Raw genomic sequence first — 26,401 nt, forward strand, 5'->3', positions numbered from 1 at the left:
CCAGTTTTTTTCATTCGCCGGCTGCGTGCCGGCGATTATGTATTCACAAATTGAGAGTGACACTGTTATGGATATTCGCAAGATCAAAAAACTGATTGAACTGCTCGAGGAGTCCGACATCGGCGAGCTGGAAATCAAGGAAGGGGAAGAATCCGTACGCATCAGCCGCGGCAGCAGCGGCGCCGCTGCACAAATGATGCCGCAGATGGCCATGCCCATGATGGCCCCCGCAGCACCGGCTGCGGCTCCGGCAGCTCCCGCCGCGGCACCCGCGCCGGCCCCGGCCGAAAGCGAATCCGTCCCCGCCCTGACCGGCCACCCGGTAAAATCCCCCATGGTTGGCACCTTCTATGCTGCCTCCAGCCCGGGCGCTGATCCCTTCGTCAAAGTCGGTCAGCAGGTCAAAGTAGGCGACGTCATCTGTATCGTCGAAGCCATGAAGATGATGAACCAGATCGAAGCAGACAAGGCCGGCACCATCGAGTCCATCATGGTGGAAGACGGTCAACCGGTAGAGTTCGACCAGCCCCTCGTCACCATTTCCTGATCGGGGTGATCGCACATGTTTGAAAAAATACTCATCGCCAACCGCGGCGAAATTGCCCTGCGCATCCTGCGCGCCTGTAAAGAGATGGGAATTGCCACCGTCGCGGTGCACTCTCAGGTCGACCGCGACCTGAAACACGTACGCCTGGCGGACGAAGCCGTATGTATCGGCCCCAACCCGTCTCCCCAGAGCTACCTGAACATCCCCGCGATCATTGCGGCGATGGAAATCACCGACTCCATGGCGGTACACCCCGGCTACGGCTTCCTCGCGGAAAATGCCGACTTTGCCGAGCAGGTACAGAAAAGCGGCTTCACCTTTATTGGCCCCGACGCGGACACCATCCGCCTGATGGGCGACAAGGTTTCCGCAATTGCCGCCATGAAAAAAGCGGGCGTCCCCACCGTCCCCGGCTCCGACGGCCCACTGCCAGACGATGGCGAGAAATGCCTGGAGATCGCGCGCAAGATCGGCTTCCCGGTCATCATCAAGGCGGCCTCCGGTGGCGGCGGCCGCGGTATGCGGGTGGTGCACAGTGAAGGCGCGCTGGTAAACGCCATCTCGGTTACCAAATCTGAGGCGGGCGCGGCCTTTGGCGACAGCACCGTGTACATGGAAAAATTCCTGCAGAACCCGCGTCACGTGGAAATCCAGGTCATGTCCGACGGCCAGGGCAACGCCGTACACTTCGGCGACCGCGACTGCTCCCTGCAGCGCCGCCACCAGAAGGTTCTGGAAGAAGCGCCGGCACCGGGCATTCCCGACGACGTACGCAAAGGCGTTCAGGACTCCTGCGTACAGGCCTGTATCGATATCGGCTACCGCGGCGCGGGCACCTTTGAGTTCCTGTACGAAGACGAGCGTTTCTACTTTATCGAGATGAACACCCGTATCCAGGTAGAGCACCCGGTATCGGAAATGGTAACTGGCGTCGATCTGATCAAAGAACAGATCCGCGTCTGCTCCGGTGAAAAGCTGTCGTTCAAACAGGAAGACATCAAGATCACCGGCCACTCTTTCGAGTGCCGCATCAATGCCGAGGATCCGAAGAGCTTCTTCCCCTGCCCCGGCAAAGTGGAAAACTACCACGCTCCCGGCGGCCTCGGCGTACGGGTGGATTCCCACCTCTACTCCGGCTACACCGTACCGCCCAACTACGACTCCATGATCGCCAAGATCATTACCCACGCCGAAGACCGCGAAACCGCGCTGGCGCGGATGCGTGTGGCGCTGAGCGAAACGATCATCACCGGCATCAAAACCAACATCCCGCTGCAGGAAGACCTGGTTCGGGATGAGGCCTTTGCCAGGGGTGGGGTGAACATCCATTACCTCGAGAAGAAACTGGGACTCGAATAAGCCTCTCTGCCTTATATATAGCCCGCTGGTAGTGCTTCTTTTGCTAGCACCGGGCGGCAAAGCACCGGGTGGGTGTTTTTGAAACCGCGGTGAATACATCCCTGTACGCTGCGTCGCAAACGTCCCTGTTTGCGACGCTTTCAAAAACACCCAGCCGCCACATACGCCCCAAGCACCCGAAGACCACTACCCGGAAACCCAAAGACAAATGCCCTGGCTCCAACTCCGCGTAAATACCAACCGCGAACAGGCAGAGAAAATCGAAGATGCCCTGCTGTTCGCCGGCGCCGTCTCCGTCACCCTGCAAGACAACGCCGACCAGCCCATCCTTGAACCTGGCCTCGGCGAAACACCCCTGTGGGACGAGACCCTCGTCACCGGCCTGTTCGACGCCCAGGTAGACACCAACGTTACCGAGGCCAAAGCCGCCTCCCATCTCTGCGAGCTCTTACCGAACGCCCGCTGGGAACAGCTCGAAGACAAAGACTGGGAACGGGAATGGATGAGCCACTACAAACCCATCCAATGCGCCAGCAACCTCTGGATCTGCCCCAGCTGGTGTGAACCGCCGGCACCGGATGCCGTCAACCTCATGCTCGATCCCGGTCTCGCTTTCGGCACCGGCACCCACCCCACCACCTTCCTGTGCCTGCAATGGCTCGCCGGCGAACCGGTGCAGGGCAAAACCGCTATCGACTTCGGCTGCGGCTCCGGCATCCTCGGCATCGCTGCCCTGTTGCTCGGCGCCGAGTCCGCCATGGGCACCGACATCGACCCCCAGGCCCTACTCGCCAGCCGCGACAATGCCGTGCGCAACGGCATCGACCCGGAGCGCTTCCCCGTCTACCTGCCGGAAAAAGCCCCCAAGCCGGAAGAGTCCAGTGCGGACATCATGCTCGCCAATATCCTCGCCGGGCCGCTGGTAGAGCTAGCGCCACAACTGGTCGAGCGCACCAGGGTCGGCGGTCGCATCTGCCTTTCCGGGATTCTCAACAGCCAGGCACAGAAGGTGAAAGCGGCCTACAGCCAGTGGATCGACTTTGATACGGATGGCGAAAAAGAAGAATGGGTGCGCCTGAGCGGGACAAGAGCACGATAAAACACTGCGCTCAGATGCGAAGGCGCTGCTGCCACAGAAGCAACGACACAGCGCCCAGACCACAACACTACGCCAGAAGGCACGGGACTGATAAACTTCCCCGCCAAACCAATAATCGTCGAATTCCATGTCGCAACTGGTCACCCGCTGCCCCCACTGCAGCACCTCCTTTCACGTCAGTGAACAGCAACTCCGCGCCGCTCGTGGTGCCGTGCGCTGCGGCTCCTGCCTGCAGGTATTCCGCGCCGACGAAAACATCGTCTTCAACGAAGGTGACCCCACCCCCGCCGCCACCCGGAAGGCCATCGACGAACTGCTCGAAGACGACGACTTCCTCATCCACGACGACATCGAGCTGGACGGCGACGACAGCGACGACGAAGACGCACTGCCCAAGCAGAATTCCGCCGCCATCAAACCCGCCACCACCAATCCGGCGAAACGCGAGCCCGAAAAGAAAGCCGACGACTCCAGCCGCCAGAACCCGCTGATCGACGACGCCTTCGGCGAGCACCAGTGGCAGGACAGCGAAGACGAGGAAGCCACCCAGCAGGAGCTCCACCTCAGCGGCAGCCTAGACGATGAAATTGACGACCTGAGCCGCGCCAGTGACGCACCCTGGGCCGAAGAAATCGCCCGCGAAGAGTCCACCGGCATCCTGCCCGCAGATCACCTGGCCGACGGCTTCGAACAGCCAGATCACAGCGAAGAACCGCTGTTCAGCGACGACCTGCCTCCACCCGCCTCCGGCGGCGCAACCGCAGAAACCACCAGACCCGAAGCGGATGACCACATCGACCCGCGCCAGCGGGACCAGGCCCCACTACTACCCAGAGACCAGCTGATCTCCGCCATCGGCGCGGCGCCCATCGAAGTGAACTGGCAACCCAAGCGACATAATCACGTGCCCAACTGGCTTTGGACCCTGGGTGTGGTACTGCTGATGCTGGCCCTGGCCGCACAGACCGCCTACTTCCGTTTTGACACCCTGAGCAAGCGGGACCCCTGGCGCGCCATCTACGCCCAGATCTGCCCACTACTCGGCTGCAGGCTGCCCGCGCAGGTGGACATCAACGCCGTGCACACATCCAATCTGGTGGTGCGCAGCCACCCGCAGATTCCCGGCGCGCTTGCGGTGGAGGCGGTGCTGCTGAATCGCGCCCCCTTCGATCAGCCCTTCCCCACTCTGCAGCTGCGCTTTACCGACCTCAAGAACGCCCCGGTGGCCAGCCGCCGCTTCACCCCGAAGGACTACCTCAAGGGCGAACTGTCCGGGCGCAAGCTGATGCCCGCCGGCAACCCCGTGCACATCGCCCTCGACATTGTCGACCCGGGCCCCGACGCAGTGAACTACGAGCTGCGCATCGCCACCCAGTAAAGCTGCAGACAACCGTCGAGAGCCTGCTGGTGGCGCATATTGCTACAAAATGTTGCACAAACTTCGCCCTAAACGGCCAGCCATCGAACAATTTGCGCGCTTTTTCGCTTTTCCAGCGGCCAGCCAGCCGCTATCATAGGCCGCTCTTTGACACCGAATGAGACCAGACCCGCGGGAGGGCGAGTTGCCCACGGAATTGCCAAGCAGCTTCGCCATAGGCCCTTACACAATAAAGGCACCAGTAATCCTGGCGCCCATGGCCGGCGTTACCGATCGCCCCTTCCGCAAACTGTGCCGTGAACTCGGCGCCGGTCTCGTGGTATCCGAGATGGTTACCTCTGACACCAGCCTGTGGAACAGCCGCAAATCGCGGATGCGCCTCAACCACGCCGGTGAAACGGGGCCCATTTCGGTACAGATTGCCGGTGGCGACCCGGAGATGATGGCCGATGCGGCCCGGGCGAACGTCGAACGTGGCGCCCAGATCATCGATATCAATATGGGCTGCCCGGCAAAAAAGGTGTGCAAAAAAGCAGCGGGCTCCGCCCTGCTGCGCGACGAAAAACTGGTCGCCGACATTCTGGAAGCGGTGGTTTCATCCGTCTCAGTCCCAGTGACGCTGAAAATTCGCACTGGCTGGTGCACGGATAGCCGCAACGGAGTGACGGTGGCCAAAATGGCCGAGGATCTCGGAATTTCTGCCCTGGCAGTCCACGGACGCACCCGCGCCTGCGGGTACCATGGTCAGGCCGAATTCGATACCATTGCCGAGATTGTGTCCGCGGTGAAGATACCCGTCTTTGCCAACGGCGACATTACCGGCGCGGAAAAGGCCCGCACGGTGTTGGACTACACCGGCGCCAAGGCGGTCATGATTGGCCGCGCGGCTCAGGGACGTCCATGGATTTTCCGGGAAATTGCCCACTACCTGGCAACAGGGGAGCATTTACCGGAGCCCTCACTGGAAGAAGTCAGGGATATATTGATCACTCACCTGGGTGAGTTACACCGGTTTTACGGTGAGGTTATGGGGGTACGTATTGCCCGCAAACATGTGGGTTGGTACGTAAAGACGCTCGCCGACAGCGAGTCCTTTCGCAAGACCTTTAACCGATTGGATAGCGCAGAAGCACAACATGCCAGCGTTCGTGAGTGGTTTGAACGCCGAATAACTAGAGGGGCAAAAGCGGCATGACTAACGAAGCACTAATTCCGGATACCAGCGATGTGGTATCCACTGGGGGCCAGACTCAACTACAACAACCGCAGGCCTTGCGCGATGCGGTTGAACAGGCGATGGAAAACTACTTCCGTCACCTGGACGGTCAGATGGTGACCGATGTGTACGATATGGTGCTGTCTGAGATTGAAGCGCCGATGCTGGAAGTGGTAATGAAACACACCCGCCACAACCAGACCCGCGCCGCACAGCTGCTGGGCCTCAACCGGGGTACCCTGCGCAAAAAGCTCAAGCGCTACGGCCTGCTGTAAGGCAGCCAACCGCTACCGGCAAGCATAAGCCGGAGCGGTAAAAATTCGACGAGGGGGGATGAGCCAGGCTCATCCCCCCTCGCTATTTGTATTTCCGACGTTTCTAACCTGCTCTTTATACCTCTAGATGGACCAAGCGATATGACTGACAAGGTGGCCGTTCGCCGCGCGCTGATCAGCGTTTCCGATAAAACCGGCATTGTGGAATTTGCCCGCGAACTTTCCAACATGGGCGTGGAGATCCTCTCTACCGGTGGTACCTACCGCAAGCTCGGCGAAGCCGGCATCCCGGTAGTGGAAGTCTCTGACTACACCGGCTTCCCCGAAATGATGGACGGCCGTGTCAAAACCCTGCACCCGAAAGTACACGGCGGCATCCTCGGCCGCCGCGGCACCGATGACGCGGTGATGAGCGAGCACGACATCAACCCCATCGACATGGTCGTGGTCAACCTGTACCCCTTCAAGGCCACCGTTGCCGATCCCAGCTGCGACCTGCCCACCGCTATCGAAAATATCGACATTGGCGGCCCCACCATGGTCCGCTCAGCCGCCAAGAATCACAAAGACGTCGCCATCCTCGTCAATGCCCACAGCTACGACACCGTGATCGAAGAAATGAAAGCCAATGATGGCCAGCTGGGCTACGAAACCCGCTACGACCTGATGGTGCAGGCGTTCGAGCACACCGCACAGTACGACGGAATGATCGCCAACCACTTCGGCGCGCGTAATACCAAGAACGAAGCCCGTGCCTTCCCCAACACCTTTAACGTCCAGTTCGAAAAAGCCCAGGACATGCGCTACGGCGAAAACCCACACCAGAAGGCGGCCTTCTACGTAGAAGCCGACGCGGAAGAAGCCTCCGTGTCCAGTGCCAACCAGCTTCAGGGGAAAGAGCTCTCCTTCAACAACGTTGCCGACACCGACGCCGCCCTGGAAACCGTCAAACTGTTCGACGAGCCCGCCTGCGTCATCGTCAAACACGCCAACCCCTGCGGCGTTGCCGTAGCCGGCGACATCAAAACCGCCTACGAACTGGCCTTCGCCACTGACCCGGAATCCGCCTTCGGTGGCATCATCGCCTTCAACCGCGAGCTGGACGCCGAAACCGCCCAGCTGATCGTCGACAAGCAGTTCTCCGAAGTCATCATCGCCCCCAAAGTCAGCACCGCTGCTGCCGAAGCTGTCTCCGCCAAAAAGAACGTACGCCTGCTGGAGTGTGGCGAATGGAGCGCCAATCGCCCCACCGCGTTTGACTACAAGCGCGTTACCGGCGGACTACTGGTGCAGGAAAAAGACAACGGCATGGTCGCCAAAGACGACCTCAAAGTCGTCACCAAGGCACAGCCCACCGACGAGCAGATGGACGAACTGCTGTTCGCCTGGAAAGTCGCCAAAATGGTTAAATCCAACGCCATCATCTACGCCAAAGACGGCCGCACCATCGGCGTCGGCGCCGGCCAGATGAGCCGTGTCAACTCCGCCCGCATCGCCGCCATCAAAGCCGAGCACGCCGGCCTCGAAGTGAAGGGTGCCGTTATGGCCTCCGACGCCTTCTTCCCCTTCCGCGACGGCATCGACAACGCCGCCAAGGTCGGCATCAGCGCCGTAATCCAACCGGGTGGTTCCATGCGCGATGAAGAAGTCATCGCCGCCGCGGACGAGCACGGCATGGCGATGGTGTTTACCGGCATGCGTCACTTCCGTCACTGATCGACGCGATCTGTCATGACTCTGCAGCAAACAACCCGCAGAGTCAGGCGCGAAGGGGCTGTGACTGGTGGCCATTCGCGAGACCTTCACCGCCATGGATGGCGGTGCAGAGCCCCCAAGGACGGGTTCACGGCGTGTCTCGCGAATGGCCACCAGTTGCAGCCCCGCCACGGACTGGCCAGGTACCTCGAAACTCCGATGCCGGTTCGAAGTCAGATTTGCACTTCTGAATGCTAAACTAGCCCACCTAAATAACAGGCACGGGGAAACTCAAGAATGAACATCCTGGTAATCGGCTCTGGTGGCCGCGAACACGCTCTGGCCTGGAAGGCCGCACAGAACCCCGCCGTAGACACCGTCTTCGTCGCCCCGGGCAACGCCGGCACCGCCCGCGAACCCAAACTCCAGAACGTCAACATCGGCGTCGACAACTTCTCCGCCCTCTCCGACCTCGTCGAAGAAAAAGGCATCGACCTCACCATCGTCGGCCCCGAAGTCCCACTTGTCGACGGCATCGTCGACTTCTTCAACAGCCGCGGACACAACATCTTCGGCCCCGAAAAAGCCCCCGCCCAGCTCGAAGGCTCCAAAGCCTTCACCAAAGACTTTCTCGAGCGTCACGACATCCCCACTGCCGCGTACCAGAACTTCACCGAAGTCGAACCGGCCATCGCCTACCTGCGCGAACAGGGCGCCCCCATCGTCGTCAAAGCCGACGGTCTCGCCGCCGGTAAAGGCGTCATCGTCGCTGAAACCGTAGAACAGGCCGAGCTGGCCGTGCGCGACATGCTCAGCGGCAACGCCTTCGGCGAAGCCGGCTGCCGCGTGGTGATCGAAGAGTTCCTTACCGGCGAAGAAGCCAGCTTCATCGTCATGGTCGACGGCGAAAACATCCTGCCCATGGCCACAAGCCAGGACCACAAGCGCGTCGGCGACGGCGACACCGGCCCCAACACCGGCGGTATGGGCGCCTACTCCCCAGCACCGGTAGTGACGCCAGAAGTGCACGATCGGGTGATGAAAGAAGTCATCGAACCCACCGTCAAGGGCCTCGCCAGTGAAGGCATGCCCTACACCGGCTTCCTATATGCCGGCCTGATGATCAACGAAGAGGGTGCGCCCAAGGTCATCGAATACAACTGCCGCTTCGGCGACCCGGAAACCCAACCCATCATGATGCGCCTCAAATCTGACCTGGTAGAGCTGTGCATGGCCGCCATCGAAAAGCGCCTGGATCAGGTCACCGTCGAGTGGGATTCCCGCCCTGCGCTCGGCGTAGTTCTGGCCGCCCACGGCTACCCCGGCAGCTATCGCAAAGGCGACGCCATCTCCGGACTCGACAAGGCCGACGGTGAAAACGCCAAGGTCTTCCAAGCCGGCACCGCACTGGACGGCGAGCGCGTAGTGACCAGCGGCGGCCGCGTGCTCTGCGCCACCGCACTGGGTGACACCGTGGCCGAGGCCAAGGAGAACGCCTACGAATGCGCGCGCAAAATCTACTGGGAAGGCTCCTTCTACCGCAAGGACATCGGTTACCGCGCGGTAGAGCGGGAAGAATCCGAGAAAGCCTGATTTCCGCCACATAATCACTCCAAAGGAACGCATCTGTGAGCAGCCATCGTCAATTAACCGGACTCGACCGCCTGCTGCTGCAGGCGGACCGTGCCCTGCGCACCCTGAGCCCGGGCTCGCCCTGCCACGAGCGCCCATCGCCGGCCAAATCCACCGATGAGGCGAAACTGTCTGACCGCGAGCGCCGCCATGCGGCAGGCCTGATGCGGGTCAACCACAGTGGCGAAGTCTGCGCCCAGGCCCTGTACCAGGGCCAGGCACTGACCGCCAAGCTGCCCCAGGTACGCGCGGAAATGGAACACGCCGCGGACGAGGAAATCGACCACCTCGCCTGGTGCGAACAGCGCCTGGGCGAACTGGGCAGCCGCCCGAGTGTACTCAACCCAGTCTGGTACGGACTTTCCTTTGGAATTGGCGCCGCGGCCGGCAAAGTCAGCGACAAGGTCAGCCTCGGCTTCGTCGCCGCCACCGAAGAGCAGGTGTGCAAGCACCTGGAGAGCCATCTACAGGAACTGCCGGCACAGGACGAAAGAAGCCGCGCGGTGGTGGAGCAGATGCTGGTGGATGAAGCCAAACACCAGCACGCTGCCCTGGATGCCGGTGGCGCACGCTTCCCCGGCCCCGTTAAGGGCTTGATGACGCTGGTCTCCAAGGCGATGACTTCCGCGAGCTACAGGCTGTAGCAGGCGGATATTCTCGAGCATGAAAAAGGGGAGCCACTGGCTCCCCTTTTTCATATTCAACCGCTCGAAAGCCCTCAGGCCTCCTCGATCCGGTAACTGTGCACTATCTCCACCCCGGCCTTGCCCAGCATGATGGAAGCGGAACAGTACTTTTCCGCCGACAGCTCAACCGCCTTGGCCACGTGCTTTTCCTTGATATCCCGCCCGCGCACCACAAACTCCATCTCGATCTTCTCGAACGGTGCCGGCACCGCATCCGGGCGGTGGCCCTTCAATTCCACGTGGCAACTGACCACATCCTGGCGGGTCTTCTGCAGGATTCCCACCACATCGTAGGAGGCGCAGCCGCCCACACCCAGCAGGATCATCTCCATCGGGCGAATCGCGTTGTTCTTCTGCCCACCTTCCATCACCACGGCGTTGCCACTACCGGACTCACCGATAAACGTAACGCCATTGACCCAGGTCACCTGACCCTGCATAACACCACCCGCCATGGGATAGACTCCTTCTCAATTGATGGGGCGGGGAGCTTATCACACCGGCGCTCCCTCCCCCCATCGCGCTGCGGCCGGATCCACCATTGTTCAAAACGTGACCAGCGTCACTTACCGATTTCCGAATAGTAAGTCATCACTCACGGCGGTTGTATCGACCTCGCACAACCGTTATAAACAACATCACATTCCGCACGCCTCAGGCCACATCAGCGAAAGCGATAAAGGGTGGCCCAGATCACATTGCGGACCATTGCCGGCTACAGCCCCTGTCAGCCCCGCGCAATAAGCGGGATAATCCACCGCTTACCGGGATCAGGCACAAAAATTCTAGAAAAGGAGTAGATCCGTGACGGTTGCTACCGAAGAAACCCTGTCTACTGGCAACATTGAAGACTTTCTCGCCCACTGCCACCGCCGTCGCTACCCGGCCAAGAGCACGATTATCTACGCCGGCGATCGCTGTGAGTCCCTGTACTTCATCATGCGCGGTTCCGTAACCGTGCTGATCGAAGACGACGAGGGCCGCGAGATGATCGTTGCCTATCTGAACGACGGCGACTTCTTCGGCGAAATGGGCCTGTTCGACCAGGACACCCGCAGCGCATGGGTCCGCACCAAGACCGAATGTGAAGTGGCAGAGATTTCCTACACCAAATTCCAGGAACTGACCCGTCAGCACCCGGAATTCCTGTTCAATCTCGCCACCCAGATGGCCCTGCGTCTGCGCAACACCACCCGCAAAGTAGGCGATCTGGCATTCCTGGACGTGACCGGCCGCGTGGCTCGCACCTTGCTCGACCTGTGCAACGAGCCAGACGCCATGACCCACCCGGAAGGCATGCAGATCAAGATCACCCGCCAGGAAATTGGCCGCATCGTGGGCTGCTCCCGCGAGATGGTTGGCCGGGTACTGAAGACCCTGGAAGAACAGGGACTGGTATCGGTGAAGGGCAAGACCATGGTGGTGTACGGCACCCGCTGACAACACCTGCACACCGAACACAAAAAAGCCGGGCAAATGCCCGGCTTTTTTGTGTCTTTTCCAAACCTGCTCAATCCCGCGTCCCTGCGAAGATTGCAACTGGCCGCCGGTTACTGGCCGGCAACCGGCTTGAGGCCGCGGCGAATCAGCAGCGCATCGGTGGTCGGTTCCTTGCCGCGGAATTTCACGTAAGACTCCATGGGCGGGCGCGAGTTGCCGACTTCCAGGATGTTCTTGCGGTACAGGTCACCATTCTTGCGGCTCAGACCGCCGCGCTCGCGCAGGTAAGCGAACGCATCTGCAGCCAGGATCTCACTCCACATATACGCGTAGTAACCGGCTGAGTAGCCACCGCCAATGGAGTGGGCAAAATAGGTGGACTTGTAACGGGGCGGTACCGCCGCTAGGTCCACACCGTGTTTGGCCAGTGCCTCGGCTTCAAACTTCTCCACGTCCTGTGGCTTGGCGTCCGCAGGCAGGGAGTGCCATTCCATATCCAGCAGTGCCGCAGACATGTACTCCAGGGTGTCGAAGCCCATGTTGAAGTTTTTCGCCTTCATCACTTTAGCCAGCAGTTCTTCCGGAATGGCTTCGCCGGTTTTGTAGTGGTAGGCGTAATTCGCCAGCACTTCCGGGTGGCTCGCCCAGTCCTCTTCAAAGGTGGATGGGAATTCCACGAAGTCGCGGGAAACCGCAGTGCCCGCCAGGCTCGGGTAGTGCACGCTGGAGAGCATGCCATGCAGGCCGTGGCCCAGTTCGTGGAACATGGTGGTCACGTGGTCGAAGCTCACCAGGGTCGCTTCCCCTTCCGGACCTTTCGGAATGTTCATTACATTCACGACCACCGGCTTCTGCTTCAGCAGCCCGGATTGCCCCACAAAGGAACTCATCCAGGCACCGCCGCGCTTGCCGTCACGAGCAAAGTAATCCGCATAGAAGATCGCCAGGCTTTCACCGTCGTGATCGAACAGTTCAAATGCCTGCACATCCGGGTGGTACACGGGCAGGTCCGGGCGCGGCTTGAAGGTAACGCCGTACAGGCGGTTCATGGTGTAGAAGAGGCCGTCTTTCAGTACGCGGTTAAATTCGAAGTACTCGCGCACCTGGCTCTCATCCAGCTCGTATTTTGCCTGGCGCACTTTTTCCGCGTAGTAAGCCCAGTCCCAGGGCTGCACGTCAAAATCGCCGCCTTCCGCTTCAATCATGGCCTGGATATCGGCCTGCTCCGCCTGGGTGTTTTTAACCACCGCCGGCACCATGGAGTTCAGCATGCTGAACACGTTTTCCGGCTTTTCCGCCATGGTGCTGGTGAGCTGGTACTCGGCCCAGTTGCCGTAGCCCAGCAGATCGGCTTTCTGCGCGCGGATCTGTACCAGGCGTTTCACCAGCGGGCGGTTATCCAGCTCGCCGGAGGTGCCGCGGTTGGCGGACGCTTCCCAGATGCGCTGGCGCAGCTCGCGGTTTTTCAAAGAGGTGAGCACCGGCTGGCGGGTGGTGTTGGTGATGCTGATCAGGTATTTGCCTTCGTGGCCGGCAGCGGTGGCAGCCTCAGCGGCGGACTTGATCTGGTTTTCCGTCAGGCCGTCCAGCTCGCTCTTCTCATCCACCACTACGGCGATTTCTTTGCTGAGCTTCAGCAGGTTCTGGCTGAACTGGGTGGTGAGGGTGGAGTGCTCTTCGTTCAGTGCACGCAGAGTGACTTTCTGCTCTTCGGACAGCTTGGCGCCGGCCTTGACGAATTTCTCGTAGGTGTTTTCCAGCAGGCGTGCGGACTCCGCATCCAGCTCCTTTTCAACACGCTGGTTGTACAGCTGCTCTACACGGGCGAACAGGGCGCCGTTCAGGTAGATGCTGTCGGAGTGGGCCGCCAGTTTCGGGGCCAGCTTGCTCTGCAGAGCGCGGCGCGCTTCGTTGCTGTCGCTGCCCACCAGGTTGAAGAAAATGCGGGAAACGCGAGTCAGCAGCTCACCGGATTGCTCCATGGCCACGATGGTGTTGTTGAAGCTGGCGGGCTCCGCACTGTTGGCGATGGCCTGGATTTCCTGCAGGTGCTCGTGCATGCCCTGCTCAAAGGCGGGCTCAAAGTGACCGTCTTTGATCTCACTGAAATCAGGCGCCTGGTACTGGAGGCTGCTGGGCGTCAGCAGCGGATTGTCCTGCGCATTTGGCGTGGCCAGATCAGCGGCGGTCTGGTTTTTTTCCACGTCCGCTGACTGTGCGGACTTGTTCTCGTTCGGTGCCTCGGAACAGGCGGCAACCGCCACGATGGCTAAGGCAAGCAGGGATTTGCGCATTTCGATCTCCGATAAGGGTTTCAGGTCCGGGTACCTTGCAGGTATCAGACCAACAAAGATGCCTAACGCGCCAATATATCACCTTGTGCCTGACTGGGAATTCAGGCGAGTGCGGCTTATCCCGCGTGTGCAACCGTTCGTCCCGTTGTGGCCTGGGTGACCGGCAGTAAATCCGGGGTCTGCTGAGGGGGTATTGAAAGGCCGGGGAAAAGACCATCGTCATTCCGGCGCATGCCGGAATCCAGCTTCTGGAGGCTGAATTCCGGGTCAGGTCCGGGATGACGGAGAGTGATGGTGCCTGGCGGCCGGGGGAAGCGGAGGACTTAGTTGAACAACTCCATCAAACGGCGGCCCGGCTCTTCTTCGCGCATGAAGGCTTCACCCACCAGAAACGTGTCCACGTTGTGACCGCGCATGGCCGCCACGTCATCGGTGGTGTGAATGCCACTTTCGGTGACCACGATACGGTCTTCAGGAATCAGATCCAGCAGCCCGAAGGTGGTTTCCAGCTGTACCTCGAAGGTGTGCAGATTGCGGTTGTTGATGCCGATCAAACGGTTCGGCAGTTTCAGCGCACGCTCCAGCTCCGCGCGATCGTGCACTTCCACCAGCACATCCAGACCCAGCTCGATCGCCAGGTCATTCAGGCTGATGAGCTGCGCATCGTCGAGGCAGGCCGCGATCAGCAGGATGCAGTCGGCACCGATGGCGCGGGCCTCGTACACCTGATACGGATCGACAATAAAGTCCTTGCGGATCACCGGCAGGCGCACCGCATTGCGGGCCTGCTGCAGGTATTCATCGGCCCCCTGAAAAAAGTCCACATCGGTCAGCACCGACAGACAGGCCGCGCCGCCCTTTTCATAGCTGGTGGCAATTTCCGCGGGAATAAAATCTTCGCGGATCACGCCCTTGCTCGGGGAGGCCTTTTTGATCTCGGCGATCACCGCCGCTTCACCGGCGTTGCGCTTGGCTTCAATCGCACTGACAAAACCCCGGCAGGGCGGCTGCTTCAGCGCACGCTGTTGCATCTCATCCAGGCTGATCCGCTGCTTGCGCTCGGCCACCTCTTCCCACTTGCGCTCGACAATCGTTTTCAGAATTGTTGGTGTACTCATTACTTCACTCTCGGAATGCACTGGTAAAGGCGGCCAGCTCGTTAATTTTTTCTCCGGCGAGGCCACTGTAGATGGCGTCCTGTGCCATGCTCACCCCTTCCGCCCGGCTCGCAGCCACGCCACTTGCGTAGATGGCCATACCGGCATTCATGGCAATGATATCAGCTGCCTTATCCCCCGCAGGGGTCTCGCGCTTGCCGAGGGCATCGCGGATCAGTGCCAGAGACTCTTCAGAGCCGTCCACACACAGCCCGTCCAGGTTCTGCCGCTCGATACCGAAATCTTCCGGCGCGATGGTGACTTTCTTCAGCTCACCATTCTTCAGTTCCCAACCGCGGGTATCTGCTGCGAGGCTCACCTCGTCCAGCCCATCGTCGCTGTGTAGCACCAGCGCATGTTCAGAGCCCAGCTGCTGCAACACCTCTGCCAGCATGCGTGTGTAGTGCGGATCAAACACACCAATCACCTGGCGCTTCACGCCGGCGGGATTGGTGAGCGGGCCCAGCAAATTGAAAATGGTGCGCAGGCCCAACGCCTTGCGCGGGCCGATCGCGTGGCGCATGGCGCTGTGATAACTAGGCGCAAACATAAAGCCCACCCCCACGCCGTCGATACAGCGGGCAACTTGCTCGGGAGTCAGCGGAAGATAGATACCGGCTTTTTCCAGCAGGTCTGCGGCACCGGAGGAAGAGGAAACCGAGCGATTACCGTGCTTGGCCACGCGCGCGCCAGCAGCGGCGGCAACAAAACTCGAAGCACTGGAGACGTTAAACAGGTTGGCGCCATCACCACCGGTACCGACAATATCCACGGCGTTGGTCTGGTCGATCTCGACCTTGGTGCACAGCTCGCGCATAACTTCCACGGCACCGGTGATTTCCTCAACGGATTCCCCGGCCATACGCAGGGCCACCAGAAACGCACCAATCTGCGCATCTTCCGCTTCCCCGCGCATAATCTGACCCATGGCCTTGCGCATCTCTCCACGGGTGAGATGTTCACCCTCGACCAGTTTTCCGATGGCCTGTTGGATATTCATTATTATTCCTCCCCCAAATCCCTAATCAGGTTGGATAGCAGATTTCCGGTATTACTCAGCGCTTCGATGCGAAGGTGCTGATGCCGGAATCCGTTTGCGAGACCTTCTAAAACAGGGACGTTTTAGAAGAGCCCCCATGGATGGGTTCACGGCGTGTCTCGCAAACGGATACCGGCAGCAGCGCCGCCACCAGCCCACCTACGAAGCACAATCCCAAACCTCAAGACTCCAAAAAATTCCTCAGCATATCGTGCCCATGCTGAGTCAAAATCGACTCCGGGTGAAACTGCACCCCCTCGATCGGCAATTCGCGATGACGGATGCCCATGATTTCGTCGATCTCACCGCTTTCGGTCTCGGTCCAGGCGGTAACCTCCAGACAATCCGGAAGGCTGCCCTTCTCCACCACCAGCGAATGGTAACGGGTCGCTTCGAAAGGATTGGAAAGACCATTAAACACACCGAGATTGTTGTGAATAATCGGCGAGGTCTTGCCGTGCATCACTTCCCCCGCACGCACCACGCGACCGCCAAATACCTGACCGATACTCTGGTGGCCGAGGCAGATACCGAGGATCGGCAGCTTGCCGGCATAGGTGCGGATGGTCTCCATGGAGATACCCGCTTCGTTCGGTGTGCAGGGGCCCGGCGAGATAACAATTTTTTCCGGGTTCAGTTTCTCAATATCCGCAACGGTAATTTCATCGTTGCGCTTGACCACAACCTCCGCACCCAACTCGGCGAGATACTGCACGATGTTGAAGGTGAAGGAGTCGTAGTTGTCGATCATCAGGATCATGATTGGCTTCCTTTCTCATCCCCAAGATCTCCCAGACGCTTCTGCAAGCGGGCCAGGGAATCCTGGGTAGCGCGCAATTCGCGCAGAATTTCGGTTTGGCTCGGCGGCATCGCCAGCTCGTCCAGGCGGCGCAGCTTGGCCTCTTCCAGATTGTTCAGCACCACCCCGATAAACAGGTTGATCATCACAAACGCGCCCATCACCACAAAGCTCAGGAAATAAATCCAGGCGTAAGGCATGGACTCCATCGCCGTGTACATGATGTCCGTCCAATCCTCAAACGTCACAATCCGGAACAGACTCAGTAGCGCGATGGGCAGATTGCGCCAGTGGGTGGGGTCGATTTCGTGAAACAGGAAATAACCGGCCACCCCGTAAATGTAAAAAATGATTCCCATCAGCAGGCTGATATGAAACATACTCGGCAGACTGCGCAGCAGCGTATCCACCAGCAACCGCAATTCCGGAAAGGCCGATACCAATCGCAAAACCCGCAGCACCCGTACCAACCGCGCGAGTGTGGCCATGGGGCCCGCCGCCGGGATCAGGCTCAGAACAATGATGGAGAAATCAAACACGTTCCAGCCATTGGCGAAATAGCGCCAGGGGCGATTGCCATGGGCGAAAATTTTTATCGCCGCTTCAACCATAAACGCCAGCAGGATCAACTGATTGATCCCGTGCAGCGCACTGCTAAACCGCTCCAGTACCCAGGTTGAGGTTTCCAGCCCCACCACCACGGCATTCACCAAGATCAGGGCGATAATCACCTGATTGAACAGCGGTGCCTCCACCAAACGGCGACATTGCTCGGAAAAACTGCGTTTCTGTTCTACGGAAATTTCACTCATCGGCTTTACTGCTTCCAATGACACTTGTTAAAGGTTATTGCCCGGTGGCAATGGCCACCGCGCGGAACAGAGCCCGCGCTTTGTTCATGGTTTCATCCCACTCGGATTGCGGATCGGAATCCGCCACCAGGCCGGCACCGGCCTGTACATAGACTTTTTCGTCCTTGATCACCGCAGTGCGAATCGCGATGGCGGTATCCATATTGCCGTTCCACGCCAGGTATCCCACGGCACCGCCGTATACACCGCGTTTTTCCGGCTCCAGCTCATCAATGATTTCCATGGCGCGGATCTTGGGCGCGCCGGAAAGCGTGCCTGCCGGATGTGCCGCGCGCAGGGCGTCGATGGCATTGAGTTCCGGCTTAATCCGCCCGGTCACGTTGGAGACGATGTGCATCACGTGGGAGTAACGCTCCACCACCATTTTGTCAGTGACCCGCACACTGCCGGTTTGTGCAACCCGACCCACATCGTTGCGGCCGAGATCGATCAACATCAGGTGCTCGGCAATCTCTTTCGGATCTGCCAGTAAGTCTTTCTCCAGCGCCTGATCCTGTTCCTCGGTGGCACCGCGGCGGCGGGTGCCGGCGATTGGGCGCACGGTCATGTCGCCGTCTTCCAAATGCACCAGAATCTCCGGGCTGGAGCCCACCACCTGGTGGTCGCCCAGGTCGAGGAAGTACATATATGGAGACGGATTCAGGCTGCGCAAGGCGCGGTAGAGATTCAGTGGCGGCACGGTGAAGGGTGCCGACAGGCGCTGGGACGGCACTACCTGCATAACGTCACCGGCCAGGATGTAATCCTTGACCTTGTGCACGCCCTGCTTGAAGGCATCTTCGCCGAAATGGGAGGTAAAAGTATCTTCCGCGGTGTGGTAGCCGTCGATGCCCAGGGGCTCGACACTGGCGAGCGGCTGGGACAGCTGGCCCACCAGTTGGTCCAGGCGGCGCTGGGCGGTTTCAAACGCGTCGCTCTGTTCCGGGTCGGCGTGCACGATAAACAGCACCGCACCGGCGAGGTTGTCGAACACCACCAGCTCGTCGCTGACCATCAGCAGGATATCCGGGTTGCCCAGGTTATCCGGCGGGCAGCTGTCGGCCAGTTTGGGCTCGATATAGCGCACCACGTCGTAGCCGAAGTAGCCCACGAGGCCGCCATTGAAACGGGGCAGACCTTCAATTTCCGGCACCTTGTAGCGGTTGCGAAATTCTTCGACGAAGGCCAGCGGGTCTTCCACCTGTTTCTGCTCGACGATCTTGCCATCGCGCTCGACCACTACGTCATGACCGGTCACCTTCAGTACGGTGCGCGCGGGCAGGCCAATAATGGAGTAACGCCCCCATTTTTCTCCACCCTGTACGGATTCCAGCAGATAGCTGTAGCGGCCGCCGTCGCGGGCGGCGAGCTTCATGTAGGTGGTGAGCGGGGTTTCTATGTCGGCCAGTACACGGCGGACTAGGGGTATGCGGTTGTATCCTGCAGACGCAAGTTGGGCGTATTCGCTGGGGGTCATGGCGACTCCGGTCTGTGCAATGCTTTGTATCGTGTTACGGGGTCTGGATTACGCATCGTTTGTGGAATCCTACCCGCGAGAAATGCGCCCGTGCGACCGGTTCGTTTCACCAGGTCTTCAGGCTTCAGCGGATCAGTGGCGCCATCGCCAGCTGTTGATGTGGGGGGCAGTGCAGTTCAATGTCACTTTCTCGCAGCGTTGGGGTCGCAGCGTCGAGTTGCTTCCCTGTATTCCGGCGAGCAAGTGTACAAATCTCTTGTGGGGTGGGCAAGCGCCGGTGATCTGTGGCCATTTTGACCTTCAGTGGCGCCAGGGCACCGGGTATAGCTTTTCGGAATCGCTGTGAATACATCCCTGTACGCTCCGGCGGCGACGTCCTGTCGCCGACGGTTCCGAAAAGCTATACCCGGCACCCTGGCTTCGATTCGAGCTTATTAGGCTCGAGCCAGCTCCGAACGCATCACCTTGATCACTTCCGCATAGTCATCCGCGTTGAAAATGGCGGAGCCGGCGACGAAGCTGTCGGCGCCGGCCTGGGCGATTTCACGGATGTTGTCTTTGGTTACGCCGCCGTCGATTTCCAGGCGGATGTCGCGGCCGGAGTCGTCGATGAGTTTGCGGGCTTCTTTCAGCTTATCGAGGGTGGCGGGGATGAATTTCTGACCGCCGAAGCCGGGGTTTACGGACATGAGGAGGATCATGTCGAGTTTATCCATGACGTATTTGGCGGCGTCGAGGCTGGAGGCGGGGTTGAACACCAGGCCTGCGTTGCAACCGAGAGACTGAATAAGCTGCAGGGAGCGATCGACGTGCTTGCTGGCTTCCGGGTGGAAGGTGATGTAGCTGGCACCGGCATCGGCGAACATGCGGATCATATCGTCGACCGGTTCGACCATGAGGTGAACGTCGATGGGGGCTTCTACACCGTGGTTGCGCAGTGCTTTGCAGACCATGGGGCCGATGGTGAGGTTGGGGACGTAGTGGTTGTCCATTACGTCGAAGTGCACCCAGTCGGCGCCGGCGGCGAGGACATTGTCGACTTCCTCACCCAGGCGGGCGAAATTGGCGGAGAGGATGGAGGGTGCAATTTTGTAGTCTGGCATTTTCTCGTCTCGGTGCTTTCGTCGTGGCCCCTTTGATTCAGGCCTTGTGGCGGCCGGGCACCGGGTGGAGCTTTTCGGGACCGCTGTAAACCCATCCCTGGGCGCTGCGGCGCAAACATCCTGTTTGCGACGCTCCCGAAAAGCTCCATCCGGCACCCGGCCTTCGATTTGTACGTTTGTGCTTCGTAAGCCGATGGGTTAACTCGCTCTTAGTCTTTCTTCCAGCTTATTCAGGCGCTCCGGGGTGCCCACATCGCACCAGTCGCCTTCGTAAACTTCGGCCTGCATCTTGTCTTCGTTGTGAGCAAAGACTTCACCCAGGCCGTAGCGCTCGCGGGCATTGGGATACGCGGTAAGAATTTCCGGGCGCAGATAGCTGATACCGGCGAAGGTAAATCGGGGTTTGGTAGTGCCGGAGAGAAGCCCATCGTCAATACCAAAGTCGCCCTCCGGATTGTGCGGCGGGTTGGGCACCATCAGCAGGCGGCCGGGGCAGTTTTCCGGTAGGGGGTTGTTGACCCAACTCGTGAAATCAAAATCACACCAAACGTCGCCGTTGACTACCAGGAAAGGCGCCCCCCCCAACAGCGGCAGAGCGCTGGTGATGCCGCCGGCAGTTTCCAGGGGTTCATTTTCTTCGGAATACTGGATGCTTGCCCCGAAGCGCTCGCCATTGCCGAGGTGATCGCGGATCTGCTCGCCGAGGTAGGCGGTGTTGATGACGACCCGATTGACGCCGGCGGCGGCGAGGCGCTCAAGGGTGTATTCGATCAGTGGTTTGCCCAGCACCGGGATCATGGGTTTTGGCATGCGGTCGGTGAGCGGGCGCATGCGTTTGCCAAATCCGGCGGCGAGTACCATGGCGACGGGCGCCGTGTTTTGTCGGATTGTCATCTTCGCGTTTATTCGGGGATTTCGGTTTCAGTCACCTGGCGTTCGCCAGCGCTGCGATAGTCGCGGTACCAGTCCTGCTTTTCGACCAATGGCAGGATTTCTTCACGGAACCAGTCGGAAAACGCCTTTAGCTCCGGGTATTTGTCACAGACTTCCAGAGTGTAACGGATCACCAGCGGAAGGTCCGGCAGGTAGCCGTGTTTTCCATCCCGCAGATACAGGCGCGGAAACAGGCCGAGCACCTTGAAGTGGCGCTGCAGGCCGATCCAGTCGAACCAGCGCAGGAAGGTTTCTGCGGACACTTCGGGGATGACGCCGCTATCGATGGCAGAGGAGGCGTAGGCCAGCGCCCAGCGTTCGACCTGGTCCTGTGGCCAGCGGATATAGCAGTCGCGCAGTAGCGAGGCGAGGTCGTAGGTGACCGGCCCCCATACGGCGTCCTGGAAATCCACCACCCCCGGGCGCTCGCCGTCGCGAATCATCAGGTTACGGCTGTGATAATCCCGGTGCACCAGCACCTGGGGTTGCGCGCATGCGCTGTCCAGCAGGTGGGCGAAGGTGCGCTCGATCAACTGGTTTTCTTCGTCGCTGATCTCCCGCTGCAGCAGCTTGCCGATCAACCACTCGGGCAACAGGCGCATTTCCATATGCAGGAGTTCGCGGTCGTAGGGCCGGAACATGCCCTCCGGGCGACGCATCTGCTGCAGGCAGAGCAGTTCGTTCATCACTTCCGCGTAGAGGCCGGAGACGCTGTCGGCATTGAGCTCGCGCAGCAACTGGGTGTCACCCAGGTCTTCCAGCAGCATGTAGCCCTGCTCGATGTCGGCAGCGATCACCAGTGGGGTGTGGATGCCATTGCGACGCAGGTAGTCGGCGAGGGCGACGAAGCGGTTGACGTTGGTCTTGCTGGGCGGAGAATCCACCGCGATCAGCGTTGGACTGGTGTCCGTACGAAAGTAGCGGCGGAACCCCGCATCACCGGACAGGGGCTGCAGGTTCAGGGTGCTCGCCAGTGGCGGCACCTGCAGTTCGTCATGACCGGTTTCCAGGGCGCGGGCGGCCCACAGGCGCAGCTCTTCGCGACGCTCGTCCTGGACCTGGGTTACACATTCATTCATCCGCCACCTGTTTACCTCTGCACGCGTTATTAAGGGCCTAGTTAATCAGAACTAGCGCCCGCCCGCTGCTCCGGCCGCCTAAAAACTGCGCATTGTAACTGCGCCGGCGCCGCGGATCACCCGCTATTGTTTCCATGGATGCGGCCATTCAAGTAGAATCGACCGCTGATTTTTACGCTCCGGCTTCAGTCGGCAAGATCGCGCCGGCGCCGTCATATTTTGCGGACTTCGCCGCAGATTCTGCCACACTGGCTGGAGATTGCCTCAAGACCGGGCTGCGCACTGCGATCTGATCGCACACTCTCGCCAACGGAACAGACTCTAAAGATAGCTGGAACCAATCACTCGATGCTGGAAGCTTCCCGCTGGCGCCGCCTTGCGCTGGCTATTGGACAATTATCACGCCCGCGCTCTCTCGCTTTTGGCCTGCTCGCTGCCCAGCCGCTGTGGCTTGCCGCGGCAAGCGCGACCGAGGCCGACTCCCCCGAGGCTACAACGAATTCCGCCAGCGCCACTCCGGCAAACCCCTACCTGTACCTGGACTGGTTTCCCAAGTCCCAGCTGGACCCGGTAGAGCGCCACAGTCTGGCACCGGTTTGTGGCGGCGCCTTCATCGAACCGCAGCGGCTTTATCCCAATTCAGACCTGCTGCCGGAGGAAGCGCCGCTGCGCGCCACCGCAGACAGCTCCAACTGGCTGGAAGACGGAACCGCGCAACTGCGCGGCAATGTGCATATCACCCAGGGCTACCGCCAGCTGTTCGCCGACCAGGTAGACGTCAATCGCGAAGAGAGCACCGCCTACCTGAGCGGCGCCATCGAGATGCGCGAACCCAGCCTGCTGGTGCGCGGCAAGGCCGCCGAAGTGCATACCGACAGCAAAGCCGCCTCCATCGAAGACGCCACCTATGTGGTGCACGAGGAGTTTGTCCACGGCTCGGCGCGTTTTGCCTCCCGCGAGGCCAGCGGGGAGCTGATTCTGACCGAAGGCAACTACACCCGCTGTGAACCGGACGACGTTTTCTGGCGAATGAGCGGCGGCGAGATTGCGATCGACAATGTGGAGCGCCAGGGCACCGCGCGCAATGTGCGCCTCGAGATCGCCGATATCCCGGTGTTCTATTTTCCGTACCTGCGTTTCCCGGTGGGCGACGACCGCATGTCCGGCCTGCTCTTCCCCAGTATCAGCAACAGCGATGAGAACGGCTGGGATATCGCCATCCCCTATTACTGGAACATAGCCCCGCAGCTGGACGCCACCATCGTGCCTCGCTATATACAGTACCGCGGCACCGGGCTGGAACTGGAAACCCGTCACCTGAGCCCCTCGTTCAGTACCGAGGCGCGATTGGCCGGCCTGCCGAACGACAAAGGCGGCGACGACGAGGATGCGCAACGCCTGATCAATGAAGGCTTCCCCGAAGAACTGGTGCTACCCGCCAAGGGCGAGGACCGCTGGTACCTGAACCTGGACCAGGCCGGCGGTAACGGCGGACTCTGGCGCACCCGTATCGACTATTCCAAGGTGAGCGACCCGGACTACTTCCGCGATCTGGACAATGCCGAGCTGAAAGTCCCGCAGAATGTCAGTGCCCGCGCACTCACCAACCTCAATCAGACCGCAGAGGCCAGCCTCACCAGCGAACACTGGCGTGCCAGTATTCGCGCGCAGGAATACCAGCAGCTGGTGAAGGACCGCTTCGACACCTACAGCCAACTGCCGCGCTTCAATCTGGACGGCAACTACAAATGGGGTGACTGGCAACTGCTGATGGATCACGAAGTCACCAGCTTCGACCACGATGACACCCAGACCATCCGCTTCATTGCCGATGTGGACGACCCCACCAGCGAGACCACGAGCACGCGGAATTTCGTCAACGCCAATCGCACCCGGGTGGACTACAGCTTCGGTTGGGACAAACAGTGGTTGTGGGGCTTTTTCAATCCGGAAATCACCGGTATCTACCTCGGCTACGAACTGGCAGACACCTTCCTCGCCGACCCGGCGATGGACACACCGGAGACCTCCGCCGGGCAGATCACCATCGACAGCGGCCTGTTTTTCGAGCGCAACGACACCCTGTTCGACTACGAATACGTGCAGACCCTGGAGCCGCGCCTGTTCCTCATGGCCAGCAGCGAGGCGGACCAGACCGACTTCCTCAACGTGAGCACCAGTAACGCGGACGGTGGCAACGACCTGCTCTACGACACCTCGCTGTTTACCTTCAGCTACGATCAGCTGTTCCGCGACAGCCGCTTCAACGGCAACGACCGCATCGACGACGCCGACCGCGCCGCCTTCGGTCTTACCACCCGGTTTGTGGACCCGCGCAGCGGGCGCGATATTTTCTCCGCCAGTGCCGGGCAGATTTTCTATTCCGAAGCCAGCCGCATCGAGTTGCGGGAATTTCTCGAAGATGTGCCCCGCTCGGAGTTTGCCGCGCGCCTGGAAAGCCGCCCCACGGACTCCCTGCGCATCAGCAGTGAAGTGATTTATCACGACACCGACCACACGATTAACCGCGGCAACTTCACCCTGCGCTACCTGGATGACGATTTCCGGCTGTTCAATGTGGGTTATCGCTACCTGCGCAAAGAAGAAATTTACGACACTACCGACTCCTACCTGGTACAGGGTCCGGTGCGGCAGGCGGACGTCTCCGCCGCGTGGCCCATCAATGACCGGCTTTCCATCCTCGCCCGGGCCAACTACGATTTCACCTTTGACAGGGAACTGGAATATCTTGCCGGACTCGAATACGACACCTGCTGCTACCGCACCCGCGTGCTGTGGCGGCGCGAGCTGGACAACGATCTCGCCGATGTAGTGCCCCCGGAAGAGCTGGAGTTCGATGAAGGTATCTATATTGAACTGCAGTTGAAGGGTCTGGCTGGCCTGGGTGGCTCGGTTACCCGTATCCTGAGCCAGGGCATTGCCAACTTTGAACAGAGAGAAGTACTGAAACAGTGATGACAATAATGCAGATGTTCACCCCCTTTCGCCGCGGCCTGATGGCCTGCGCCGCCCTGTGCGCGCTGGCGCTACCCGCCACTGCCCAGGTACAGAAGCTCGACCGAGTGGTGGCCGTCGTCGACGACGACGTGGTCATGGCCAGTGAGCTGTACCAGCGCATGAACACCATCACCCAGCAGATTGCCGCACAGAACGTACAGGCACCGCCGGAGGACATCCTGCGCCGCCAGGTACTGGAGCAACTGATTGTCGAGCGCCTGCAGCTGCAGATGGGCTCCCGCGCCGGTGTCACCATCTCCGAAGAGGAACTGGACCAGGCCATCGCTCGGGTACAACAGAATATGGGCGCATCCCCGGAACAGTTTCAGCGCAAACTGGAGGCTGACGGCATCTCCAACAACGCCTTCCGCCAGCAGATCCGCCAGGAACTGATCATCCGCCGGGTAGAACAGGGCAGTGTGGGGCGCCGTATCCAGATTACCGATCAGGACATCAACAACTTCCTGCGCTCCAAAGAAGGCGAATTTTGGAAGTCCCCGCAGTATCAACTCGGGCATATCCTGATTCCGGTCAATTCCAGTGCCCCGGCGGAAGAAGTGACCGAGGCCCGCGCCAAGGCCGAGTCCATCTATGAAAAGTCCAACGCTGGCGAGGACTTCCGCGCCCTGGCCATTTCCAGCTCCGCCGGCCAGAACGCCCTGCAGGGCGGTGACCTGGGCTGGCGCAAGACCGTAGAGCTGCCCACCCTGTTTGCCGATGCGCTGGACGGCCTGGGTGTCGGCGACACCACCAAGCCATTCCGCAGCGATGCCGGTTTCCACCTGCTCAAGATCCACGAGCAGCGCGGCGCCACCGAACAGGTGGTGGAGCAGACCAAGGTGCGCCATATCCTGGTGAAAACCTCGGCCATCCGCGATGACGACGCCGCCTACAAACTACTCGCCGACCTGCGGGAAAAAATCCAGGCCGGCGACCTCAAGTTCGAAGACGCCGCCCGCGACAACTCCGAAGACATCGGCACCATGCTGCAGGGCGGCGACCTGGGCTGGTCCAGCCCCGGCCAGTTCGTGCCGGAGTTCACACAGGCCATGGACAACACCCCGGTAGGCGAGATCACCATGCCGTTCCGCAGCCAGTTCGGCTGGCACATCCTGCAAGTGGAAGGCCGCCGCCAGCAAGATATGACCGATCAGTACATCCGCAACCAGGCTGCCAACCTACTGCGCAACCGCCGCTACGAGGAAGAGCTGCAGAACTGGCGCCAGGAAATCCGCGACCAGGCCTACGTGGAAATCAAACTGCCGGAGCTGAAAGAGCCCACCGCTGACGGCGCCAGCGAAAGCGAAAACGAAAGTCAGTAAGC

22 protein-coding genes are annotated in these 26,401 nt (G+C 60.2%); 12 read left to right on the forward strand and 10 right to left on the reverse strand.

Annotated features, from left to right (window positions below):
• Positions 1-67 precede the first annotated feature (67 nt).
• The 9 genes from accB (at position 68) to coq7 (ending at position 9,845) form a co-directional block, all read left to right on the forward strand.
• Positions 68-547, forward strand: coding sequence for an acetyl-CoA carboxylase biotin carboxyl carrier protein (accB, locus tag Q1A74_RS13515; protein WP_299597083.1), 480 nt, complete (start codon positions 68-70; stop codon positions 545-547).
• Positions 548-562: 15 nt separating this feature from the next.
• Complete coding sequence (gene accC, locus Q1A74_RS13520) at positions 563-1,906, forward strand: acetyl-CoA carboxylase biotin carboxylase subunit (protein WP_299597086.1); 1,344 nt, start codon at positions 563-565, stop codon at positions 1,904-1,906.
• Between the two features lie 208 nt (positions 1,907-2,114).
• Positions 2,115-3,005: a 50S ribosomal protein L11 methyltransferase gene (prmA, locus tag Q1A74_RS13525; protein ID WP_299597088.1), complete on the forward strand. Its 891-nt coding sequence runs from the start codon at positions 2,115-2,117 to the stop codon at positions 3,003-3,005.
• Positions 3,006-3,132: 127 nt separating this feature from the next.
• Positions 3,133-4,383 (forward strand): DUF3426 domain-containing protein, encoded by a 1,251-nt coding sequence (locus tag Q1A74_RS13530; protein WP_299597091.1) that lies wholly within the window; start codon positions 3,133-3,135, stop codon positions 4,381-4,383.
• 157 nt (positions 4,384-4,540) lie between these two features.
• Entirely contained in the window at positions 4,541-5,578 is a 1,038-nt protein-coding gene (dusB, locus tag Q1A74_RS13535; RefSeq protein WP_299597093.1) for a tRNA dihydrouridine synthase DusB, read from the forward strand.
• On the forward strand, positions 5,575-5,874 hold the full coding sequence (gene fis / locus Q1A74_RS13540) for a DNA-binding transcriptional regulator Fis (RefSeq protein ID WP_226704799.1): 300 nt from the start codon (positions 5,575-5,577) through the stop codon (positions 5,872-5,874). The genes dusB and fis overlap by 4 nt, the downstream gene beginning before the upstream one ends.
• A gap of 141 nt (positions 5,875-6,015) precedes the next feature.
• Positions 6,016-7,590 (forward strand): bifunctional phosphoribosylaminoimidazolecarboxamide formyltransferase/IMP cyclohydrolase, encoded by a 1,575-nt coding sequence (gene purH / locus Q1A74_RS13545; protein ID WP_299597099.1) that lies wholly within the window; start codon positions 6,016-6,018, stop codon positions 7,588-7,590.
• Positions 7,591-7,866: 276 nt separating this feature from the next.
• Positions 7,867-9,162 carry a phosphoribosylamine--glycine ligase gene (gene purD, locus Q1A74_RS13550; RefSeq protein ID WP_299597102.1) on the forward strand — a complete coding sequence of 432 codons (1,296 nt, stop codon included), beginning with the start codon at positions 7,867-7,869 and terminating at the stop codon, positions 9,160-9,162.
• A gap of 35 nt (positions 9,163-9,197) precedes the next feature.
• Positions 9,198-9,845 (forward strand): 2-polyprenyl-3-methyl-6-methoxy-1,4-benzoquinone monooxygenase, encoded by a 648-nt coding sequence (gene coq7 / locus Q1A74_RS13555; RefSeq protein WP_299597106.1) that lies wholly within the window; start codon positions 9,198-9,200, stop codon positions 9,843-9,845.
• Between the two features lie 74 nt (positions 9,846-9,919).
• Here coq7 and Q1A74_RS13560 read toward each other — a convergent pair whose 3' ends face one another.
• A complete protein-coding gene (locus tag Q1A74_RS13560) occupies positions 9,920-10,327 on the reverse strand; it encodes an OsmC family protein (RefSeq protein ID WP_299598374.1) in 408 nt (135 codons plus the stop codon).
• Between the two features lie 364 nt (positions 10,328-10,691).
• On the opposite strand from Q1A74_RS13560, the gene crp reads away from it, so the two are divergent.
• Positions 10,692-11,327, forward strand: a complete 636-nt coding sequence (crp, locus tag Q1A74_RS13565; protein WP_299597109.1) for a cAMP-activated global transcriptional regulator CRP — start codon at positions 10,692-10,694, stop codon at positions 11,325-11,327.
• Positions 11,328-11,437: 110 nt separating this feature from the next.
• Here the strand turns inward: crp and Q1A74_RS13570 are convergent, their stop codons facing one another.
• The 9 genes from Q1A74_RS13570 to Q1A74_RS13610 form a co-directional block, all read right to left on the reverse strand.
• Positions 11,438-13,621 carry a M3 family metallopeptidase gene (locus tag Q1A74_RS13570; RefSeq protein WP_299597112.1) on the reverse strand — a complete coding sequence of 728 codons (2,184 nt, stop codon included), beginning with the start codon at positions 13,619-13,621 and terminating at the stop codon, positions 11,438-11,440.
• Between the two features lie 323 nt (positions 13,622-13,944).
• Entirely contained in the window at positions 13,945-14,739 is a 795-nt protein-coding gene (gene trpC / locus Q1A74_RS13575) for an indole-3-glycerol phosphate synthase TrpC (protein ID WP_299597115.1), read from the reverse strand.
• Positions 14,740-14,743: 4 nt separating this feature from the next.
• Complete coding sequence (gene trpD / locus Q1A74_RS13580) at positions 14,744-15,778, reverse strand: anthranilate phosphoribosyltransferase (protein WP_299597118.1); 1,035 nt, start codon at positions 15,776-15,778, stop codon at positions 14,744-14,746.
• A 220-nt stretch (positions 15,779-15,998) separates the two neighbouring features.
• Positions 15,999-16,577 carry an aminodeoxychorismate/anthranilate synthase component II gene (locus tag Q1A74_RS13585; RefSeq protein WP_299597121.1) on the reverse strand — a complete coding sequence of 193 codons (579 nt, stop codon included), beginning with the start codon at positions 16,575-16,577 and terminating at the stop codon, positions 15,999-16,001.
• Positions 16,574-17,428 carry an ion transporter gene (locus Q1A74_RS13590; RefSeq protein WP_299597124.1) on the reverse strand — a complete coding sequence of 285 codons (855 nt, stop codon included), beginning with the start codon at positions 17,426-17,428 and terminating at the stop codon, positions 16,574-16,576. The genes Q1A74_RS13585 and Q1A74_RS13590 overlap by 4 nt, the downstream gene beginning before the upstream one ends.
• A gap of 34 nt (positions 17,429-17,462) precedes the next feature.
• Positions 17,463-18,944, reverse strand: coding sequence for an anthranilate synthase component I (trpE, locus tag Q1A74_RS13595; RefSeq protein ID WP_299597127.1), 1,482 nt, complete (start codon positions 18,942-18,944; stop codon positions 17,463-17,465).
• A gap of 434 nt (positions 18,945-19,378) precedes the next feature.
• A complete protein-coding gene (rpe, locus tag Q1A74_RS13600) occupies positions 19,379-20,047 on the reverse strand; it encodes a ribulose-phosphate 3-epimerase (RefSeq protein ID WP_299597130.1) in 669 nt (222 codons plus the stop codon).
• Positions 20,048-20,245: 198 nt separating this feature from the next.
• Positions 20,246-20,941, reverse strand: coding sequence for an N-acetylmuramate alpha-1-phosphate uridylyltransferase MurU (gene murU, locus Q1A74_RS13605; RefSeq protein ID WP_299597133.1), 696 nt, complete (start codon positions 20,939-20,941; stop codon positions 20,246-20,248).
• 8 nt (positions 20,942-20,949) lie between these two features.
• Positions 20,950-22,059: a phosphotransferase gene (locus Q1A74_RS13610; RefSeq protein WP_299597136.1), complete on the reverse strand. Its 1,110-nt coding sequence runs from the start codon at positions 22,057-22,059 to the stop codon at positions 20,950-20,952.
• 348 nt (positions 22,060-22,407) lie between these two features.
• On the opposite strand from Q1A74_RS13610, the gene Q1A74_RS13615 reads away from it, so the two are divergent.
• Positions 22,408-25,035: an LPS-assembly protein LptD gene (locus Q1A74_RS13615; RefSeq protein ID WP_299597139.1), complete on the forward strand. Its 2,628-nt coding sequence runs from the start codon at positions 22,408-22,410 to the stop codon at positions 25,033-25,035.
• Positions 25,035-26,399 carry a peptidylprolyl isomerase gene (locus Q1A74_RS13620; RefSeq protein WP_299597142.1) on the forward strand — a complete coding sequence of 455 codons (1,365 nt, stop codon included), beginning with the start codon at positions 25,035-25,037 and terminating at the stop codon, positions 26,397-26,399. Before Q1A74_RS13615 ends, Q1A74_RS13620 begins: the two co-directional genes overlap by 1 nt.
• Positions 26,400-26,401: the final 2 nt, after the last annotated feature.

This window comes from uncultured Microbulbifer sp. (genome assembly GCF_947504145.1).
Taxonomy (GTDB): domain Bacteria; phylum Pseudomonadota; class Gammaproteobacteria; order Pseudomonadales; family Cellvibrionaceae; genus Microbulbifer.